Origin of the sequence: Brucella daejeonensis (assembly GCF_014199265.1) — a bacterium.
GTDB classification, from domain to species: domain Bacteria; phylum Pseudomonadota; class Alphaproteobacteria; order Rhizobiales; family Rhizobiaceae; genus Brucella; species Brucella daejeonensis.
This window is the reverse complement of record NZ_JACIJG010000006.1, coordinates 58047-77916: the sequence shown is the minus strand read 5'-3', so window position 1 is coordinate 77916 and position 19870 is coordinate 58047. Positions and strand designations below refer to the sequence as shown.

The following is a 19870-nucleotide window of genomic DNA, read 5'->3' as shown; positions in this document are numbered from 1 at the left end:
ACGAAAGATATGATCGCTTCCCCGACAAGAAACGCTTGAAAACAAACGGGTAGGCCCAGGCGATGCCAGGAGGAGAGATGCACGACGACGGTTCGATAATGGTCGATGGTTCCGAGCTGGAGAAGCGCGTTCTGCGCAGGCTTCAGGATGCGGGCGCCAGCGAAGCATCGGCGCAAGCGGCCACCCGGGCCATGATGCACGCTTCGTTCGTCGGCATAGATAGCCACGGCGCGCGCCTCACCGAGCATTATTGCCGGATGCTTGACGGCGGGCGTCTCGCCGGAAACCCGAAGCTCGTCGTGGAGCGGAAAGGGACAGCAAGCGCTACCGTTCACGGCGGCGACGGGCTTGGTCATTATGCGGCCTATCGCGCGGTGGAAGTCGGGTGCGAACTGGCTGCCGAGGCCGGAGTCGCGGGCGTCGGCATCACCCATTCCTCGCATCTTGGCGCGGCCGGAGCATATGCGCTGGAAGGCGCAGGGCGCGGGTTCATCACGCTGGTCACCACGAATACGGACTCCATCGTTTCCCTCTTCGACGGTTCCACCCGCTTTCACGGCACCAACCCCTTTGCCGTCGGCGCGCCCGTGCCGGACGGCAATCCGTGGCTTCTGGACATGGCGACCTCATCGATCCCGATGAACCGCGTCATGCTGTACCGTTCGCTCGATAAGGCGCTGCCGGATGGCGTCGCCGCCGACAAGGGCGGTCATCCGACCACCGATCCCGGCAAGGCGGAAATGCTGCTTCCGCTCGGCGGCATGGATTTCGGTTTCAAGGGCGCTGCCCTTGCGGGCCTCGCCACCCTGCTTTCGGCTGTGTTGACCGGTTCGACGCTCGATACGGATTTCATTCCGATGTATGGCGGTGACGATATATCGACGCCGCGCAATATGGGCCATTTCGTATTGGTCATTAATCCGGCGAAATTTGCCGGATCCGAAATCTTCGCCTCCGGCATCAAGGCCTATCTTTCCACCTTGCGTGACATGCCCTCCCGCGAAGGCGGTGGAAAGATCATGGCTCCGGGCGACCGTGAATGGGCCGAGAAGGAACGCCGTCAACGCGAAGGCGTTCCGATCGATCGCGATACTGCGGATTTCCTCGGTTTCCTGTCCGGCCCGGCGTCTGGCGGTATCAGCGCTCCGCGTGCTGATGCTTCATGAGTTTCTCTGCGCTCATGTCGGGTTCGTTGCGCGTCTTGTAAAGTGAATAGACAATGCCGGTTGCGAGGATGCCCAGCGTTACGACGAGCGATAGCGATGTATTGATGTGCACACCGAGCGGCACGAGGAAAATCTTGATGCCGATGAGCACCAGAATGATCGAAAGCGATATCTGGAGATAGCGGAAGCGGTTCATCGCGGCGGCAAGCGCGAAGTAAAGGGCGCGCAGGCCGAGGACCGCGAAGATGTTCGATGTGTAGACGATGAAGGTGTCCTGCGTGACCGCGAAGACAGCGGGGACGGAATCCACGGCGAAGATGAGGTCGACGGTTTCGACCATGATCAGCGCAACGGCGAGCGGTGTTAGCCATGTGACCGTCCCGCCGGTTTTTGGATCCGGTTTCCTGATCGTGAAAACGCGGCCATGCAATTTGCTGGTGATGTTGAACCGGCGTTGCAGAAACCGGTAGATGGCATTCTGCTCGATATCCGGCATTTCTTCCTGATGACCGAACATCTTGAAGCCGGTGAAAACGAGGAATGTGCCGAAGAAGAACAATATCCAGTTGAACTCGTGCACCAGCGCCGCACCGAGGCCGATGAGGATGGCGCGAAAGGCGATGACGCCCAGGATGCCCCAGAACAGGACGCGGTGCTGATAAAGCCGGGGGATGCCGAGGAAGCCGAAAATCGTCGCGATGACGAACATATTGTCCATCGCGAGGCTCTGTTCGATCAGATAACCCGTATAGAATTCGAGACCGGCCTGGGAGCCGCGCTCCCACCAGACCCAGCCGCCGAAGGCGAGTGCGATCAGCACGTAAAAGCCGTAGAGCAAAAGGCTTTCCCTGGCTTCGATCTCACGCTCGTCTCGATGGAGGACGCCGAGGTCGAAGACGAGCAGCCCCACGACGACAGCGACAAAGGCCGCCCATAAATAGACAGGTGTGCCAAGAAAATCGCCCGAAAGGGCTACAATAAGCGAATCCATCGCCGGACCATCTCCAATTGAACAAGTGGAGCAGCTCCGACATCGTCATAGCGGAAACCATGACCAGAGGGGCCCGGCGCTGCATTTCTTCAAGTGTGTATGGTGTTGCCGAGTTCAAGGGTGGAACCCGGATTTTTTTAGCGGGCTATCCGAAGCCAAAACTGCGGAGAGCCGCAAGAACGCCTATATGTTGCACCGCTGAAAAACGACTGATATTAGCTGTGCGACAAATTCGGTACCATGAGAGCGAATGCGGCTGCCATCCAATCCACTGTCGTTGATGGGGCCTGCGATCCTGTTTGTGTTCGCAGTTTGCTTCCTGCTGTTCTGGTTTGCGGACCGGGAAAGACGATATCTTCTGGCCCTGTCGGCGGCAATTCTGCTCTTCTGCCTTGCGTCCTTATCCCAGATGCTGGCGATACCGGCAGGAGCCGGGGCGAACGCCGTCATATCGGCAGCAATCTATATGTCGAGCGTGATACTGACCTGCGAAGCGTTGCTCTCACGCAGTCATAGGCACTTTCCCGTCTGGTATTATATTGTGTGCCTGACCGCGATATGTTGCGGTGTGGCGTATTTTTTCTATGTCGAACGGAATCTGGTCGCAAGGATATACATCCTCAATTTCGGAATAGGGATATTGTTCGCGACGACGGTTTTCAGGTTGCGGCATTTGCGCCGGGGTAGAACTGCGGAAAAGATACTTTTCCTGAGTTTCTTCGCGTTCACCGTCCAGTTTTTCATTCGGACCGCCTTTACCACCCAGCGAATCCAGGACAGCGCGACCGGGCTCGGGTTTTCGGCATTCTGGTTCACGCTTCAATTTTCGCTGGCCGTATTCGGCGTGACGCTTGCGTTGTCGATTCTGGCCGTCGTCGTTACGGACAAGCTCTCCTCATTGGAAAAGGAGAAAGCGACAGATCATCTGAGCGGACTGCTGAACAGAAGAGGCTTTGGCGATGCGGCGGCTAGAATATTCAGGTTGCGGCCGTCCGGCCCAATCGGAATATTGCTGTTAGACATCGATCATTTCAAACGCATCAACGACCGTTATGGCCACCACGCGGGCGATCTCGTGATCGGCGGCGTTGCACGGCTCATAGCCGAAATGACCTCATCCGTTGACGGGGTTTCCTGCCGCCTCGGCGGGGAAGAGTTCGCGATCCTGCTTCCCGACAAGGACGGCCAGCGCTCTGCAATGTTTGCGGAGAGAATCCGTAGCGCCATCGAACAGCAGAAATTCGATACAGGCCAGCGGAACCTGTCGGTGACTGTCAGTGTCGGCGTGCATGCGCGGTCCCATCCGGCATCGCTGCAGCAATTGCTGGATCGGGCGGACGAGGCTCTCTATCGCGCAAAACGTCACGGGCGAAACCGGGTGGAGGAATTATAGCCCGGCTATCCAATCGGTCATGTGATGGCTTTCGGCATCTCGTGCGACACGGAAAGCACTTGCACCGGGCAGGGCTGGCAACAAGCCCCACCCGGTGCGAGTTTTCAGATCTTCGCGGCTTTGACGAAGCGCGGATCGAACGTCTGCGCGAACGTGATGTCGGCGCTTGCAAGTTCCGGGTCGAGCCTTTTGAGCATTTCGAGCATGCTCTTGAAGCCGTCTTCGGCGATCAGTCCCTTATCCGAATACATCGCACGGGATTTCTCGAAGCCGGTCTTGTAAAGTTCACGGTCGCCCAGCAGATATTCTTCCGGGACGGTATCCGCGACGTCATCGGCGGACGCCGTGTGAATCCAGTTCAGCGATTTCAGGAAGGCGTTCACGACACGCTGCGTCGTCACCGGGTTGGCATCGATGAAGCCCTGCTGCAGGTAGACGGTCGCCGCAGGGTTCGTGCCTCCAAAAAGCTGGCGCGCGCCTTCTTCGGTGCGCGTATCCAGAAGCAGTGTGATGTCACCGTCCACTTCCAGACGCGTGATGACGGGATCGAGATGGACGAGGGCGTCAATCTCGCCTTTCTTGATGGCCGCAACCGCGCTCGCTCCGCCGCCAACACCGATGATCGATGCGGCATCTTCCGGCTGGCCACTCTTGATGAGCGCATATTGCAGGAGCAGCGACGTCGATGAGCCGGGGGCTGTAACGCCGACATTCCGCCCCTTGAGGTCCGCGACGGTCTTGATTTCCCCGGCAAGGCTCTTGCGCACGCCGATGCAGATGCCGGGAAAACGGCCGAGCTCGCAGATGGCCTTGATGTCCTGGCCCTTGTTCTGCATACGGATCGTGTGTTCGTAGGCGCCGGTTACCACATCGACGGAACCGCCGATCAGGGCCTGAAGGGACTTCGCCCCACCACCGAAATCGTTGATGGTGGCCTTGATGCCTTCTTCCTCGAAGAAACCTTTGCGTTCGGCAATGGTGAGGGGCAGATAATAGAAAAGCGGCTTGCCGCCGACACCGAACATGAGCTCCGGCTTTTCCGGTGTGGCGGACGCGTCCTGCGCATAGGCGGGCAGGCGCGAGGCAACGCCTGCAAGCCCAAGGGCGGCGGCGCCCAGCAATATGTCTCTACGGGTTGTCCTCATGGTCTTTCCTCCTTGGATTTTTATAATGTTATGCGCCGTTTTGCCCGGCGGCTTTCGGACGCCAGATAAGCAGACGTTCCTCGACGATGGACACACACCAGTCGATAATCAGCACGAATACGGTCAGGACAAGCATCCCGGCAAAGACGCCGGTGACGTCGAAAACGCCCTCCGCCTGGTGGATCAGATATCCCAGCCCCGCCGATGATCCCAGATATTCGCCGACCACCGCGCCCACCACGGCGAAGCCGACAGCGGTGTGCAGGCTGGAGAACATCCACGAGAGAGCGGAAGGCAGGTAGACGTTGCGCAGGAGCTGGCGTTCGTTCATGCCGAGCATCCGGGCATTTGCCAGCACCGTCTGGTTCACTTCCTTCACGCCCTGATAAACGTTGAAGAAGACGATGAAGAAGACCAGTGAAACGCCCAGCGCGACCTTCGACCAGATGCCGAGGCCCAGCCAAAGCGCGAAGATGGGCGCAAGCACGACGCGGGGCAGCGAGTTGGCCGCTTTGACATAAGGATCGAAGATTGCGGCAAGCAGGGGCTTGCGGGCGAACCAGAACCCGATCAGGACACCGCCGATAGCGCCGATGGCGAAGGCGAGCATCGCCTCAAGCAATGTAATGCCAAGGTGATACCAGATCGACCCTTCGGCAAACCACTTGTAGATGCGCAACGTGACATCGGCCGGTGTGGCGAAGAAGAACTTTGCCTTGGCCGGGTTGCCCAACAGATGCGTGGCGGTGAAAAGGTGCCAGACCAGAACGACGACGACAGCCACGCCGAGCTGTGCCAGAAACAGCATAGGCTTTTTCATTTTTTTTCCCCGCTCGTCTGCTTGTACCCCTTGAGAACCTCTTCCTTGAGTGCGCTCCATATTTCCCGATGAATTTCGTGGAACTGATCGTCGAGGCGGATTTCTGAAATTTCACGCGGTCGGGCGAGGGGAATTTTATATTCCGCCATGATACGGGCGCGGGGACCGGCCGACATGATCACCACGCGATCCGCCAGGGCGATGGCTTCCTCGAGATCGTGTGTGACAAACATCACGGCTTTCTTGTCCTGCGACCACAGATCGAGCAGGAGGTCGCCCATGATGACCCGCGTTTGCGCGTCGAGGGGGCCGAACGGCTCATCCATCAGCAGGTATTTCGGGTTGCGGATCAACACTTGCGCAAGGCCGACGCGCTTGCGCTGTCCGCCCGACAGCATATGCGGATAGCGGTCACCGAAGCTTCCGAGACCGACACGGCCAAGCCATTCGCGCGCCTGATCGCGCGCCTGGGCCTTCGATGTGCCGGCAATCTCCAGCCCGATGGCGACATTGTCCAGAACCGTCTTCCAGGGCATCAGGGCGTCCTGCTGGAAGAGATAGCCCGCCTTGCGGTTGAGACCCTGCAAGCGCTGGCCGCCGATTTCGACAGTGCCACTGGCGGGAACGAGAAGGCCAGCGACGGCGTTGAGCAATGTGGATTTTCCGCAACCCGTGGGGCCGACAATCGCAACGAATTCATTCTCGGCAACGTGGAGATTGCTTTCGGCTACGGCATCGAAACGGCCGCCATCCGCCAACTGGAAGGATATCTGGACGTCCTTCAGCGCGATTGCGGTGTTTATTGTCTCGTCCCGTTGAACGCGTTTGGGGTCTGCGTTCATCGCTCGTCACATCCGGGGAATTGACGATGCGTCCTGCCATGATGGCTCATATATCCGCTCCTCTTCGGGGCGCCTCACGAATGGGCAACCAGACGAGGTCGGTGGTCTTGCCCGTCGCAAGTGAAGCGCACAAATCTGCAATAGAATCCCTTCGTATAACGTTCTGGTAACAAGGTGCAACGAAAAGCGGATGGCGCATTTCATTTCATCGACAAAAATAAATTCAAACGAAATTTTATTGCGAACGAGATTGTGGGAGGGGGCGATCTTTTGAAACGGCGGGGGTCTTTTTCAGCCCCGCCAGTTCAGGAAACGCTTCTCGATCCGACCGATAATGAAATTTACGATCAGGCCCATCATCGACAGGATGGTGACGCCGGCAAACAGTTTTTCGAGGTCGTAAAGGGAGCCGGCTTCGAGGATATAGGAGCCGACACCATATTGAGCGCCCAGCATTTCGGCCGCGACCAGCAGGATGATGCCGATGGAGATCGATACCCGCAGGCCGGACAGGATAGAAGGGAAGGCTCCCGGCAGGACGATCTTGCGCACGATCGACCACCATCCCAGACCGAAACTCTGGCCCATGCGCACGAGCGAGCGGTCGACATTGTCGACCGCGCCATAGGTGGCAACCACGGTCGGGGTAAATGTGCCGAAGGCGATGAGCATGTATTTCGACATCTCGTCGATGCCGAACCAGATCACGAAGAGTGGCAGGAGGGCAATCTTGGGAATCGGGAAGAGAGCTGCAACGAGCGGGACCAGACCGGCGCGAACATAGCTGAACAATCCGATCATCACGCCAAGGCTGACGCCGACCGCGATGCCGAGGCTCGCTCCGATCAGAAGCCTGCGCAGCGAAGGCAACAGGTGCTGCCACAAAAGCCCGGTCTGCCAGAGCTGGACGAATGTTTCGAGCACGGCTGACGGGCGTGGCAATGTCAGATTGGATATGAAGCCGCTGCGCGTGCCGATTTCGGCGAGCGCGATCAGCGCGACAAACAGGATCAGGGCGATATGGCGCACCGGCTGCGGCGCGAAACCGCCGCCACGGAAAGGGACGGCGCGAACATCCCGGCTGTTCTGTTCCGATGACGCAATCTCAACCATGGATCAACTCCTGATCTGCCGCCTGTGCTTCCGCCCGCATCAGCTCCCACAACTGCTTCTGTTTTTCCTCAAGCACGGGATCGCCAAGATGGCGCTCGGAGAGGGGGATGTCGATATCGACAATCTCCCTTACCCGCCCGGGCCTTCGGGAGAGAACGACCACCCGATGGCCCAGCCGCACAGCTTCATTCAGATTGTGGGTGACATAGACGGAGGTGAACGGCTGGCGCGTCCACAACGCAATCAGATCGTCCATCAGCAGTTCCCGCGTCTGGCTGTCCAGCGCCGACAGCGGCTCGTCCATCAGCATCACCGCAGGGCGGACCGACAGGGCACGTGCAATCGCCACACGCTGGCGCATCCCGCCCGAAAGCTGCTTCGGCAAAGCCTGCCGGAAATCGGAAAGCCGGGTACGCTCCAGAACATTGGTGACGATCCTGTCCATTTCTGCCCGGCCAAGGCCGTGATCTTCCAGAACCAGACGAATGTTCCCTTCCACGGTGCGCCATGGCAGAAGCGCGAAATGCTGGAACACATAGGTGAGGGGGTTGAGCGAGTCCCGGGGCGGCGATCCGATCTGCAGCACCTCGCCTGAAGAGGGCCGTTCGAGACCGCCCAGAAAACGCAGGAGCGTCGATTTTCCGCAGCCCGACGGGCCGATCAGGCAGACGATCTGTCCCTGCGGTATGGTAAGCGAGATATCCTTGAGAACTTCGACCGGACCATAAAAATGGCTGATATTCTTAAGTTGCAGATCCATTTCAACTCCAGTCGGAAAAGTTCGTCCTCCGACAATTGCACCCTGGCCGCACCTTGGCGCATCCCCTTTTGAAGGCAGTCTTCGGCATTCGTGTCCGGTGCAACGACCGGACACGAATATTCAGTTTCAGCCGGTCTTAGCCAGTCTCAAATTGTCTTGACGTAGGACGTATCGAACAGCTTTTCCTGCGTGACGGCTTCCTTGACCATGCCTTCGGAGCGGAACCAGTCGAGCTGTTCCACGCAGCTTTTGAGCGACAGGGCCAGTCCCTTGTTGACGCGCATGGCGCCATTGATGAGATTCTGCCTGGCGGTCTCGTACGGGCTGTCGCTTTCGACATATTTGTGCACGATCCTGGCAATCTCGTCGCGAGCCGCATCGTCTGCCGTATTGTCCACGAAAGCGGCGTTGTAGTCGTCGATTGCTCTCGAATATGCTTTCACGAAAGCTTCCGTCATGGCGCGCTCTTCCTGCGCATTGCGCGTGGAGGTGAACGCGGTCGTCACCTGATAGTCCGGCGCATAATCGGACACCAGCCCGATCTGCTTTGCGGCGCCCTCGCGGAGGAGCTTTTTCGCGACATTGGGCTGGATCGCCCAGGAATCGATCTGTCCGCTGGACAATGCACCGACCACCGCGCCGAGCTTTTGCAGCGGGCGCAACTTTATCTCGGAAAGAGGAATATTGTTGGCCATGGCGATCTTGTGCGCCATGAAATGGAAGGACGATCCCGCCGTGGTGATGCCGAAGCTGTGTCCCGCCAGTTTGGACGGTTCGGTCAGACCGTTCTCATAGGCCTTGTTGGAGGCCAGAATGATGTTACCGGTGATGCCTTTTTCTTCCGCAAGCGCTCCGCCGATGACCTTGATCGCCCCTTTGTCGGCCAGGCTGATCAGGCCGCCGCTCATGGCGGTCACGCCGAAATCGGCATCGCCGGAGGCGATGGCAACCGCCATTGGCTGGGCGGCTTCGAAAAATTTCAACTCGATGTCGAGGCCCGCATCTTTGAAATAACCGCGCTCATACGCGATATAACTCGGCGCATGGCTCGCCAGGTGGAGAACGGCAAGATTTCGCGTGGCGGAACGGGCCGGGAAGCTGAACGCCGTGCTTGCGCCCAGTGCGCCAAGTCCCATTAATGTCTGACGACGGGTCAGGGTGAAATCCATGCGGGGCCTCCTCCGGGCAGTTTGTCGGTGCGGGAACTTTCCCCTGGTTCCTGACAAACAAAATTTCGTTACGTCTCTGCCATGAAAAAATATGGAAGATTGCTTTCGCATAAAGCCACAGGACGCGCTTTTCAATAAAATAACGGTCTGGACCAATCTCGCCTGGCCTTAAATCGACGCCGGAGGCGACAGCTCCTGCCGGACGGACCCCGCGCGACGAGCATTAAAATTACGAAACCCGCACGGAAATCATTCGATCGAAGATTTTCACTTTATTTGCAGTTATCTTCGTTTGACATTCATTTCATTTTCGGTTTTGATGATATGAGTTTCGAAATTGAACCAGCCGGAATGGGTGAGATGAAGAGGGGGAACATGCCAGACGAGGGCGTTTATGATCTCTTCGTGATCGGTGGCGGTATCAACGGTTGTGGTATCGCACGCGATGCGGCGGGGCGCGGCTATTCCGTTGCACTGGCGGAAATGAGCGACCTTGCTTCCGGCACGTCTTCGGCTGCGACCAAGCTTATTCACGGCGGGCTTCGCTATCTTGAACATTACGAATTTCGGCTTGTGCGCGAGGCGCTGATGGAGCGCGAAGTGCTCTGGAAGATGGCGCCGCATATCATATGGCCCTTGCGTTTCGTTCTTCCGTTTCAAAAGGGCGGCATACGTCCCGCATGGATGATCCGCCTCGGGCTTTTTCTCTACGATCATCTGGGAGGGCGCGAACTTCTTCCGGCGACCTCGACGGTCGATCTGCGACGCGATGTTGCCGGGCGTCCCCTGAAACCGCTTTTCAGCCGTGCATTCGAATATTCGGACGGCTGGGTGGACGATGCGCGGCTGGTGGTCCTCAATGCGCGCGACGCGGCCGATCGCGGTGCGGTCATCATGACCCGGACGGAAGTGATTTCCGTGCGTGAAGAGAACGGCGGGTGGCGGATCGAAACCCGTGACGCCGGGACAGGGCAGATTGCGGTTCATCGCGCGCGTATGCTGATCAATGCCGCGGGCCCTTGGGTGGACCGTGTGCTGTCCGGCGCGCTTGGCCGCGAGAATGTGCACAATGTGCGCCTTGTACAGGGCAGTCATATTATTGTTCGAAAGAAATTCGCCGATCCGCGCGCCTATTTCTTCCAGAACCCGGATGGCCGAATCATCTTCGCCATTCCCTATGAAGGTGAATTCACGTTGATCGGCACGACCGATCGCGACTATCAGGGCAATCTGGCCAAAGTTCACATAAGCGAAGAAGAGATCGACTATCTCTGCAATGCGGCAAGCGAATATTTCACCGAGCCTGTCAGGCCGGAAGATATTGTCTGGTCCTATTCGGGCGTGCGTCCGCTCTTTGACGACGGGGCATCGAAGGCGCAGGAAGCGACCCGCGACTATGTGCTGAAACTCGAAAACCGGCCTGCCCTGCTGAACGTTTTCGGCGGCAAGCTCACGACCTATCGCCGTCTTGCCGAACACGCCCTGGAAAAGATCGGCGAAGCCATCGGCGTCAAAGGGACGCCCTGGACGGCGCAGTCCCATCTGCCGGGCGGGAATTTCGAAGCTACCCGTTTTTCCGCGCTGGTGGCGAAACTTGAAGGGGCCTTTCCTTTTCTGGAGCGAAAACATGCGGAGCGGCTGGTTCGTTCTTATGGTACGCTTGCAGAAAGCATGTTGGGGAATGCACAAAACCTGTCCGATCTGGGGCGCCATTTCGGGGCTACGCTTTATGAAACAGAAGTACAGTGGCTTCTGAACCGCGAATGGGCACGGACCGCCGACGACATCTTGTGGCGAAGGACCAAGCAGGGGCTGCTCCTCACGAGTGGGGAAATGCAATCGTTGGAAGCATATCTGGAACAAGTCGCAACCTGACGTCAGACTGACTATTCCGCAGGTTGGAGGAGGCCTCGGGAAATATGCTGGAATTACGAAATATCGCGAAGAAGGTCGGTGGAACCTATCACATCCACCCAACCAGCCTGATTCTGCCGCGCGGCAGCCTGAACGTGCTGCTTGGGCCGACACTTTCCGGAAAGACAACGTTGATGCGTCTCATGGCCGGTCTGGACAAGCCCAGCGAAGGCTCGATCTTCTTCGACGGACAGGATGTCACCGGTGCGCCCGTGCAAAAGCGCAATGTGGCTATGGTCTACCAGCAGTTCATCAATTATCCCGCGCTGACGGTTTACGAGAATATTGCCTCGCCGATGCGGGTTGCCGGAAAATCGGCGGCGGAAATCGACAGCGAGGTCAAAAAGGCGGCGGAGCTTCTGAAACTGACGCCGTTTCTCAATCGCACGCCGCTGGAGCTTTCGGGTGGCCAGCAACAGAGAACCGCCATTGCCCGCGCCATCGTCAAGAAGGCCAATCTGGTGCTTCTCGACGAACCACTCGCCAATCTGGATTACAAGTTGCGCGAGGAACTGCGTGAGGAACTGCCGCGCATCTTTGCCGAGTCCGGCGCGATATTCGTTTATGCGACCACCGAACCTTCCGAAGCGCTGCTTCTTGGCGGCAACACGGCGACGCTCTCGGAAGGCCGCATCACCCAGTTCGGACGCACGATAGATGTCTATCGCCAGCCGCTCGATCTCGTAACCGCACGCACATTCGCCGATCCTCCGCTCAATACGGCGCGGATGGTCAAGGCAGGCGACCGTTTCCTGCGCGCAGACCGGCCCGCTATCGTCGTACCGGACCAACTGGCCAATATTCAGGACGGTCCGGTCACGATTGCATTTCAGCCGCATCATCTGGGCATCCGGCCCACGGAACACGCTTCCGTGCCGATCCGGGCGCGCACGCTCGTATCCGAAATTGCAGGCTCCGAGAGCTTCATTCATCTCGATTATGAGGGCGAACGCTGGGTCATGCTGACGCACGGCATTTTCGACGTCGAGCCGGATCGGGAGATCGAGGTTTTCCTCGATACGCGGCATTTGATGGCTTTCGACGAAGCCGGGCGGGCGGTCGGAACGTCCGCGACGGCGATACAGGCATAGGAGGGCGGAATGGCACGCATCAGTCTCGAACATATCCGCCACGCTTATAGCGCGCAGGCTCAGGCTGCAGGCGACTATGCGCTGAAGAAGGTCAATTACGAGTGGGAAGACGGCGGGGCCTATGCGCTGCTCGGTCCGTCAGGTTGCGGCAAGACCACCCTGCTCAATATCATTTCCGGCCTCTTGCAGCCAACGGAAGGCCGCATTCTCTTCGACGGACAGGATGTGACCGGTCTTGCAACCGAAGACCGCAACATTGCGCAGGTGTTCCAGTTCCCGGTCGTTTACGACACGATGACCGTTTTCGACAATCTCGCCTTTCCCCTGCGCAATCGCCGTATGCCGGAGCCGGAAGTGCAGCGCCGGGTGGCCGACATTCTGGAAATGACCGACCTTACGGCTATTGCCGGGCAGCGCGCACGGGGGCTGACCGCCGACCAGAAGCAGAAAATTTCGCTCGGGCGGGGGCTGGTGCGCGCCAATGTGAACGCCATTCTCTTCGACGAGCCACTGACCGTCATCGACCCGCATATGAAATGGGTGCTGCGCTCGCAACTGAAGCACCTGCATCGCCAGTCGGGCTTTACGATGGTTTATGTCACGCATGACCAGACCGAGGCGCTGACCTTCGCCGACAAGGTCGTCGTGATGCATGACGGCCAGATCGTCCAGATTGGAACGCCTGCCGAACTGTTCGAGCGTCCAAGCCATACATTTGTCGGTTATTTCATCGGTTCGCCCGGCATGAATCTTATGGCCGCCCGGATCGAGGGGCAGGTCGCACGGATAGGTAACCAGATCATACCGCTCGCCGGGACGCCGCTTGTCGGCGATGCAAAACGCATCGAGCTTGGAATTCGTCCCGAATTCGTCAAGCTTTCCCGCGATGGCCTGCCCATCCACATCGACAAGATCGAGGATATCGGGCGCTATCGCATCGTGCGTGGGGGCTTCGAGGGCCACAGGCTCGCGGTCGTGGTCGATGAGGATGACGAGATTCCCGCCGAACCGAAAGTCGTTTTCGATCCGAAGGCAATCGGCATCTTTGCGGATTCCTGGCGTGTGGGCATGGGGGGCTGATCATGGAAAAAAGCTGGAACAACAAAGCCTGGTTCATGGTCCTGCCGGTGCTGGTGCTCGTCGCCTTTTCCGCAGTCATTCCACTCATGACGGTGGTCAATTATTCGGTTCAGGATACGTTTGGGAACAACCAGTTTTTCTGGGCGGGGACGGACTGGTTCGCGCAGATTCTTCATTCCGTCCGCTTCTGGAATGCGCTCGGCCGCAATCTGGTATTCTCCTTCATCATTCTCGTCATAGAGATACCGCTCGGTATCTTCATCGCGCTCAACATGCCCAAGAAGGGCTTCTGGGTGCCGGTCTGCCTCGTCACCATGGCGCTGCCGCTGCTGATCCCGTGGAACGTGGTCGGAACGATCTGGCAGGTTTTCGGACGCAGCGATATCGGCCTTCTGGGCTATTACGCCAACCGGCTTGGCCTTGATTATAACTATGTCAACGATCCGTTCGATGCGTGGGTGACCGTCATCGTGATGGATGTCTGGCACTGGACCAGTCTCGTGGTGCTGCTTTGCTATGCAAGCCTCGTCTCGATCCCCGATGCCTATTATCAGGCGGCCCGGATCGACGGCGCGTCGCGTATCTCGGTGTTCCGGTATATCCAGCTTCCGAAAATGAAGCGCGTACTTCTCATCGCCGTGCTGCTGCGCTTCATGGACAGCTTCATGATCTATACCGAACCCTTCGTGGTCACAGGCGGCGGGCCGGGCAATTCGACGACGTTCCTGTCGATCGATCTGGTGAAAATGGCGCTCGGTCAGTTCGATCTGGGACCCGCCGCCGCCATGTCGCTCGTCTACTTCCTGATCATCCTGCTTCTTTCATGGGTGTTCTACACCGTCATGACCAGCCACGACCAGGAGATGTGACATGAACACCGTCAATTCAACGCTTACTCTGGATGCGCCGCGGAAGCACAAAAACAGGCGCGAAGGGGCGCGCCTCGGCTGGCTGGTGCCCACCCTGTATATCGTGCTTCTGCTGGTGCCGATCTACTGGCTCGTCAATATGAGCTTCAAGACGAACCAGGAAATCCTGACTTCGCTGACACTCTATCCGCACGAACCCACGCTGCGGAACTATCGCGCCATCTTCACGGATCCGGCATGGTATTCGGGCTATATCAATTCCATCATCTATGTTGTCCTGAACATGGTGATCTCCGTTTCGGTCGCGCTTCCTGCCGCCTATGCGTTCTCGCGCTATCGTTTTATCGGCGACAAGCACCTGTTCTTCTGGCTGCTCACCAATCGCATGGCGCCGCCCGCCGTTTTCGCCCTGCCGTTCTTCCAGCTTTATTCGGCTTTCGGGCTGATCGACACGCATATCGCGGTGGCGCTGGCGCACTGCCTGTTCAATGTGCCGCTTGCCGTGTGGATTCTGGAAGGCTTCATGTCGGGCGTGCCGAAGGAAATCGACGAGACGGCCTATATCGACGGCTATTCCTTCCCGAAATTCTTCGTGAAGATATTCACGCCGCTCATCGCTTCGGGCATCGGCGTCGCCGCCTTCTTCTGCTTCATGTTTTCATGGGTCGAGCTTCTGATCGCGCGCACCCTGACGACAACGGACGCTAAGCCCATCGCCGCCACCATGACGCGTACGGTATCCGCTGCCGGCATGGACTGGGGCTTGCTCGCCGCGGCCGGTGTTCTTACCCTGATCCCCGGCGCGCTGGTGATCTGGTTTGTCCGTAATTACATCGCCAAGGGCTTCGCCCTGGGGAGGGTATGATTCATGCTGCATTTGCCTGATTTTTCGTGGATGGCCTGGACATGGCAGACGGGCGCCTTCTTCGGCTGCATCGCTTCGCTTCTGGTCGCCATGTGCGTGTGGGAATATGTCCTGCCGGGGGGGGCGCCGCGTAACGGCATCCTGCGGTTCGAGACCACGCGCGGCGACCGACTGTTCATCTCGCTGCTTGGCAGTGCCTTCATCAATCTTGCATGGCTCGGGCTGGTCGGTCCGAACTTGTGGTGGGCGCTTGCCCTTTCAGTGGTCTACGCCATCGGCGTATTCCGCTTCGTGTGAGAAACCGGGGCGGAAATCCGCTCCGTGCAGGAATGGGCTCGGGGGACACCGCGCCCGGAAGTCGATATGCAATCGCGAGCTTTGGGAGGAACACCATGCGACGGCATCTAATGACGACTACGGCACTCATCGTGCTGGCAATGACGGGTTCTGCTTTGGCCGGAATGGACGAGGCGAAGCAATTTCTCGACAAGGAAATCGGCGATCTTTCGTCTCTTTCGCGCGCCGATCAGGAAAAGGAAATGCAATGGTTCGTCGATGCGGCCAAGCCTTTCCAGGGCATGGAAATCAAGGTCGTTTCGGAATCGCTGACCACCCATGACTATGAATCCAAGGTTCTGGCGCCTGCCTTTACCGCCATTACCGGCATCAAGGTCACGCACGATCTCATCCAGGAAGGGGATGTGGTCGAAAAAATCCAGACCCAGATGCAGACCGGCCAGAACCTGTATGACGGCTGGGTCAACGACTCCGACCTCATCGGCACGCACTGGCGCTACCAGCAGGTGCGCAACCTGACCGACTTCATGGCCAATGAAGGCAAGGATGTCACCAATCCGATGCTCGATCTGGACGATTTCATCGGCAGCAAGTTCACCACTGCGCCGGACAAGAAGCTCTACCAGCTTCCCGACCAGCAGTTCGCGAACCTGTACTGGTTCCGTTACGACTGGTTCAACGACGAAAAGAACAAGGCCGACTTCAAGGCCAAGTACGGATATGATCTCGGTGTGCCGGTCAACTGGTCGGCCTATGAGGATATCGCCGAATTCTTCACCGGGCGCGATGTCGAGGGCAAGAAGGTCTTCGGCCATATGGACTATGGCAAGAAAGATCCTTCGCTTGGCTGGCGCTTCACCGATGCCTGGCTTTCCATGGCGGGTAACGGCGACAAGGGCCTGCCGAACGGGCTGCCGGTCGATGAATGGGGCATCAAGGTCGATGACCAGTCGCGCCCTGTCGGTTCCTGCGTGGCGCGCGGTGGCGATACCAATGGACCGGCCTCGGTCTATGCGATCCAGAAATATCTCGACTGGATCAAGGCCTATGCTCCGGCGGAAGCGCAGGGCATGACTTTCTCCGAATCGGGTCCGGTTCCTTCGCAGGGCAATATTGCCCAGCAGATATTCTGGTACACCGCCTTTACCGCCGATATGGCCAAGCCCGGCCTGCCGGTGGTGAACGAGGATGGCACGCCGAAGTGGCGCGTCGCGCCTTCGCCGCATGGCGTCTACTGGAAAGACGGCATGAAGCTCGGCTATCAGGACGTGGGGTCCTGGACGCTGATGAAATCGACGCCCGACGATCGCGCCAAGGCCGCCTGGCTCTATGCGCAGTTCGTGACGTCGAAGACGGTGGACGTAAAGAAAAGCCATGTCGGCCTGACCTTCATCCGCGACTCGTCGATCCATCACCAGAGCTTCACGGACCGGGCGCCGAAGCTGGGCGGTCTGGTCGAATTCTATCGCTCTCCGGCTCGCGTGCAATGGTCGCCCACCGGCACCAATGTTCCAGACTATCCGAAGTTGGCGCAGTTGTGGTGGCAGGCTATCGGTGATGCTTCTTCCGGTGCGAAAACGCCGCAGGAAGCCATGGATTCGCTTTGCGCGGAACAGGAAAAAGTGTTGGCTCGTCTCGAACGGGCTGGTGTCCAGGGTGAGTTCGGGCCAAAACTGGCTGAGGAACACGATCTGGAATACTGGAACAAGGATGCCGTTTCGAAAGGCAACCTTGCACCGCAGTTGAAGATCGAGAACGAAAAGGAAAAGCCGGTCACCGTCAATTATGACGAGCTGGTCAAGAGCTGGCAGAAGTAAAATTCTGTAGTTTGATCTGGCCGGGGCGGCACTGGTGGATTGAATTTGACGTTTGTGTCCCGACATTCGCTTGGCGTCTGTATCAGCGGATGGAAACGTCGAAATCGGACCGCCGGCCGTCCCGGCTTGTTGCTACCAATGGGAATGCGTGAAGAATGAGCGGATATATTCTGGCTATCGATCAGGGCACCACTTCCACGAGGTCCGTGCTGTTTGACAGCAACATGCGGGTCGTCGGGCAGGGACAGCAGGAATTCACGCAGCATTTTCCCTCGTCCGGTTGGGTCGAGCACGATGCCGAGGAAATCTGGGCAACCGTCCAGTCTACCATTGGCACCGCACTTGAGCAGGCAGGTATTGGCGCCGCGGATGTCGCGGCCATCGGCATCACCAATCAGCGCGAAACGACAGTCGTCTGGGATCGTGCCAGCGGCAAGCCGGCGCACCGCGCCATCGTCTGGCAGGATCGCCGCACGGCGCAGCTTTGCGAGGATTTGAAGCGTCGCAATCTGGAACCCCTGTTCACCGACAGGACCGGGCTGCTGCTCGATCCGTATTTTTCCGGGACAAAACTTGCATGGCTGCTGGACCATGTTTCAGGGTTGCGTGAGCGTGCGGAGAACGGCGAAATCTGCTTCGGCACCGTTGATAGCTGGCTGATTTACAAGCTTACCGGCGGCAAGGCGCACGTAACCGATGCGACCAACGCGTCACGCACGCTGATCTATAATATCGGCGAAAACCGCTGGGACGATGAGTTGCTGGATATATTGGGTATTCCAGCCGCCATGCTGCCGGAAGTGAAGGATTGCGCTGCGGATTTCGGCATGACCGATCCTTCGCTTTTCGGTGTTTCCATCCCGATTCTCGGTGTCGCGGGCGACCAGCAGGCGGCGGTGATCGGCAATGCCTGTTTTGAGCCGGGCATGATGAAGTCCACCTACGGCACCGGATGTTTTGCGCTTCTGAACACCGGGACGGATCGTGTGACGTCATCCAACCGGCTGCTTACCACCATCGCTTATCGTCTCGATGGCGTTACGACTTACGCCCTTGAAGGCTCGATCTTCATCGCCGGGGCCGCGGTGCAGTGGCTGCGTGACGAACTGGGGTTTATTTCCGTGGCTTCGGAGGTGAGCGCGCTTGCCGAAAAGGCCGACCCGAACCAGCGTGTCTATCTGGTTCCTGCCTTCGCCGGACTGGGGGCGCCTTATTGGGATGCGGAAGCGCGCGGCGCGATCTTCGGACTGACGCGTGGAACGGGACCGGCCGAGTTCGCGCGTGCGGCGCTCGAAAGCGTTGCTTATCAGACCTTTGATCTTCTTGAAGCCATGCGTGGTGACTGGAAGGGATCAAACGGGAATACGGTCTTGCGGGTTGATGGCGGCATGGTTGCGTCCGACTGGACCATGCAGCGTCTGGCCGACATTCTCAATGCGCCTGTCGACCGCCCGGTGTTTCTTGAGACGACGGTTCTGGGCGCCGCATGGCTGGCTGCTTTCCGTGCGGGCATCGGGCCGGACCGCAAGGGCTTTTCGGAACGCTGGCAGCGTGATTGCCGGTTTGAGCCGAAGATGCCGGAGAAGGAGCGTGAAAGCGCGATAGCAGGCTGGCAGGATAGTGTTTCGCGTTGCCTCACCCATAGACCGAAATAAAAAGTACTGGCTATGGCTGAATTGCCCCACATATTTGTGTTGCAGCATTCGTCGCGCCGAATTTTTCACGCTGCAACCAAATGCATCGGGCGGCGCATCATGAAGGGTTCTTACCTTTTTTCATGTCCTGGATGAAGCTGACGATTTCCATCGGGAATGGAAATATGATGGAAGAGCTTTTTTCTCCGGCAATCGTGTTGAGTGTGCTTAGGTAGCGAAGCTGCATGGCTTCTGGCTGCCTGGAAAGTATTCTGGCGGCTTCGAGGAGTTTTTGAGCTGCCTGCTGTTCGCCTTCGGCATTGATGACTTTCGCACGCCGCTCGCGTTCGGCCTCAGCCTGACGCGCGATAGCCCTGATCATGGCTTCATTGACATCCACATGCTTGATTTCGACATTTGCAACTTTTATGCCCCAGGCGTCGGTTTGCTTGTCGAGAGTATCCTGGATGTCGCTGTTCAGCTTATCTCGCTCGGCCAGCATTTCATCAAGATCGTGCTTGCCCAGCACGGAACGCAGCGTGGTCTGGGCGAGTTGGCTGGTCGCCGCCATGAAATCTTCTACCTGTATCGTCGCTTTCTCCGGGTCGAGAACACGAAAATAGATCACGGCGTTAACGCTGACCGAAACATTGTCGCGGGAAATGACGTCCTGACTTGGGACGTCCAGAACGCGCGTGCGTAAATCGACGCGAACCATTTGTTGCACGAATGGAATCAGTACGATCAGCCCCGGTCCCTTTACGCCAGTAAAGCGACCGAGCGTGAAGACCACGCCGCGCTCGTATTCGCGCAGAATTTTAACCGCCGCCGCGAGCAAAATGACGAGAATGAGAACCGGTACAAGGTAGAACGTGATGTCGCTGAATAGACTCATCGTCATGAC

18 protein-coding genes are annotated in these 19870 nt (G+C 58.1%); 10 read left to right on the top strand and 8 right to left on the bottom strand.

Features of this window, described 5'->3' with window-relative positions; genetic code table 11:
- Positions 1–77: 77 nt before the first annotated feature.
- Positions 78–1166: an Ldh family oxidoreductase gene (locus FHS76_RS09260; RefSeq protein WP_235992621.1), complete on the top strand. Its 1089-nt coding sequence runs from the start codon at positions 78–80 to the stop codon at positions 1164–1166.
- Here the strand turns inward: FHS76_RS09260 and FHS76_RS09255 are convergent.
- Entirely contained in the window at positions 1138–2157 is a 1020-nt protein-coding gene (locus tag FHS76_RS09255; RefSeq protein WP_183651136.1) for a TerC family protein, read from the bottom strand. The genes FHS76_RS09260 and FHS76_RS09255 overlap by 29 nt on opposite strands.
- 280 nt (positions 2158–2437) lie before the next feature.
- Here FHS76_RS09255 and FHS76_RS09250 point away from each other — a divergent pair, with 280 nt between their 5' ends.
- The gene (locus FHS76_RS09250) at positions 2438–3550 is read left to right on the top strand and encodes a GGDEF domain-containing protein (protein ID WP_183651134.1); all 1113 of its coding nucleotides are present in this window, start codon (positions 2438–2440) and stop codon (positions 3548–3550) included.
- 104 nt (positions 3551–3654) lie between these two features.
- On the opposite strand, the gene FHS76_RS09245 is transcribed toward FHS76_RS09250, so the two are convergent.
- The 6 genes from FHS76_RS09245 to FHS76_RS09220 all read right to left on the bottom strand — a co-directional run bounded on the left by FHS76_RS09245 (position 3655) and on the right by FHS76_RS09220 (position 9399).
- Positions 3655–4695, bottom strand: a complete 1041-nt coding sequence (locus FHS76_RS09245) for an ABC transporter substrate-binding protein (RefSeq protein WP_183651130.1) — start codon at positions 4693–4695, stop codon at positions 3655–3657.
- Between the two features lie 28 nt (positions 4696–4723).
- The gene (locus FHS76_RS09240) at positions 4724–5515 is read right to left on the bottom strand and encodes an ABC transporter permease (protein ID WP_183651128.1); all 792 of its coding nucleotides are present in this window, start codon (positions 5513–5515) and stop codon (positions 4724–4726) included.
- Positions 5512–6357, bottom strand: a complete 846-nt coding sequence (locus FHS76_RS09235; RefSeq protein WP_183651126.1) for an ABC transporter ATP-binding protein — start codon at positions 6355–6357, stop codon at positions 5512–5514. Before FHS76_RS09235 ends, FHS76_RS09240 begins: the two co-directional genes overlap by 4 nt.
- Before the next feature lie 291 nt (positions 6358–6648).
- Complete coding sequence (locus FHS76_RS09230) at positions 6649–7470, bottom strand: ABC transporter permease (RefSeq protein WP_183651124.1); 822 nt, start codon at positions 7468–7470, stop codon at positions 6649–6651.
- Positions 7463–8230: an ABC transporter ATP-binding protein gene (locus FHS76_RS09225; RefSeq protein WP_183651122.1), complete on the bottom strand. Its 768-nt coding sequence runs from the start codon at positions 8228–8230 to the stop codon at positions 7463–7465. The genes FHS76_RS09230 and FHS76_RS09225 overlap by 8 nt, the downstream gene beginning before the upstream one ends.
- Before the next feature lie 146 nt (positions 8231–8376).
- Positions 8377–9399 carry an ABC transporter substrate-binding protein gene (locus FHS76_RS09220; RefSeq protein WP_183651120.1) on the bottom strand — a complete coding sequence of 341 codons (1023 nt, stop codon included), beginning with the start codon at positions 9397–9399 and terminating at the stop codon, positions 8377–8379.
- A 375-nt stretch (positions 9400–9774) separates the two neighbouring features.
- Here FHS76_RS09220 and glpD point away from each other — a divergent pair, with 375 nt between their 5' ends.
- The 8 genes from glpD to glpK all read left to right on the top strand — a co-directional run bounded on the left by glpD (position 9775) and on the right by glpK (position 18987).
- A complete protein-coding gene (gene glpD / locus FHS76_RS09215; RefSeq protein ID WP_183651118.1) occupies positions 9775–11274 on the top strand; it encodes a glycerol-3-phosphate dehydrogenase in 1500 nt (499 codons plus the stop codon).
- A 44-nt stretch (positions 11275–11318) separates the two neighbouring features.
- Positions 11319–12404, top strand: coding sequence for an ABC transporter ATP-binding protein (locus tag FHS76_RS09210; protein ID WP_183651116.1), 1086 nt, complete (start codon positions 11319–11321; stop codon positions 12402–12404).
- 9 nt (positions 12405–12413) lie between these two features.
- Complete coding sequence (locus FHS76_RS09205) at positions 12414–13484, top strand: ABC transporter ATP-binding protein (RefSeq protein WP_183651113.1); 1071 nt, start codon at positions 12414–12416, stop codon at positions 13482–13484.
- Between the two features lie 2 nt (positions 13485–13486).
- Positions 13487–14353, top strand: coding sequence for a carbohydrate ABC transporter permease (locus FHS76_RS09200; protein WP_183651110.1), 867 nt, complete (start codon positions 13487–13489; stop codon positions 14351–14353).
- Between the two features lies 1 nt (position 14354).
- On the top strand, positions 14355–15218 hold the full coding sequence (locus FHS76_RS09195; RefSeq protein ID WP_183651107.1) for a carbohydrate ABC transporter permease: 864 nt from the start codon (positions 14355–14357) through the stop codon (positions 15216–15218).
- Between the two features lie 3 nt (positions 15219–15221).
- Positions 15222–15515: a DUF2160 domain-containing protein gene (locus FHS76_RS09190; RefSeq protein ID WP_183651104.1), complete on the top strand. Its 294-nt coding sequence runs from the start codon at positions 15222–15224 to the stop codon at positions 15513–15515.
- Positions 15516–15610: 95 nt separating this feature from the next.
- Positions 15611–17332, top strand: coding sequence for an ABC transporter substrate-binding protein (locus tag FHS76_RS09185; protein WP_183651101.1), 1722 nt, complete (start codon positions 15611–15613; stop codon positions 17330–17332).
- A gap of 155 nt (positions 17333–17487) precedes the next feature.
- Positions 17488–18987 carry a glycerol kinase GlpK gene (gene glpK / locus FHS76_RS09180; protein WP_183651098.1) on the top strand — a complete coding sequence of 500 codons (1500 nt, stop codon included), beginning with the start codon at positions 17488–17490 and terminating at the stop codon, positions 18985–18987.
- A 97-nt stretch (positions 18988–19084) separates the two neighbouring features.
- On the opposite strand, the gene FHS76_RS09175 is transcribed toward glpK, so the two are convergent.
- Entirely contained in the window at positions 19085–19861 is a 777-nt protein-coding gene (locus FHS76_RS09175) for a slipin family protein (protein ID WP_183651095.1), read from the bottom strand.
- Positions 19862–19870 lie beyond the last annotated feature (9 nt).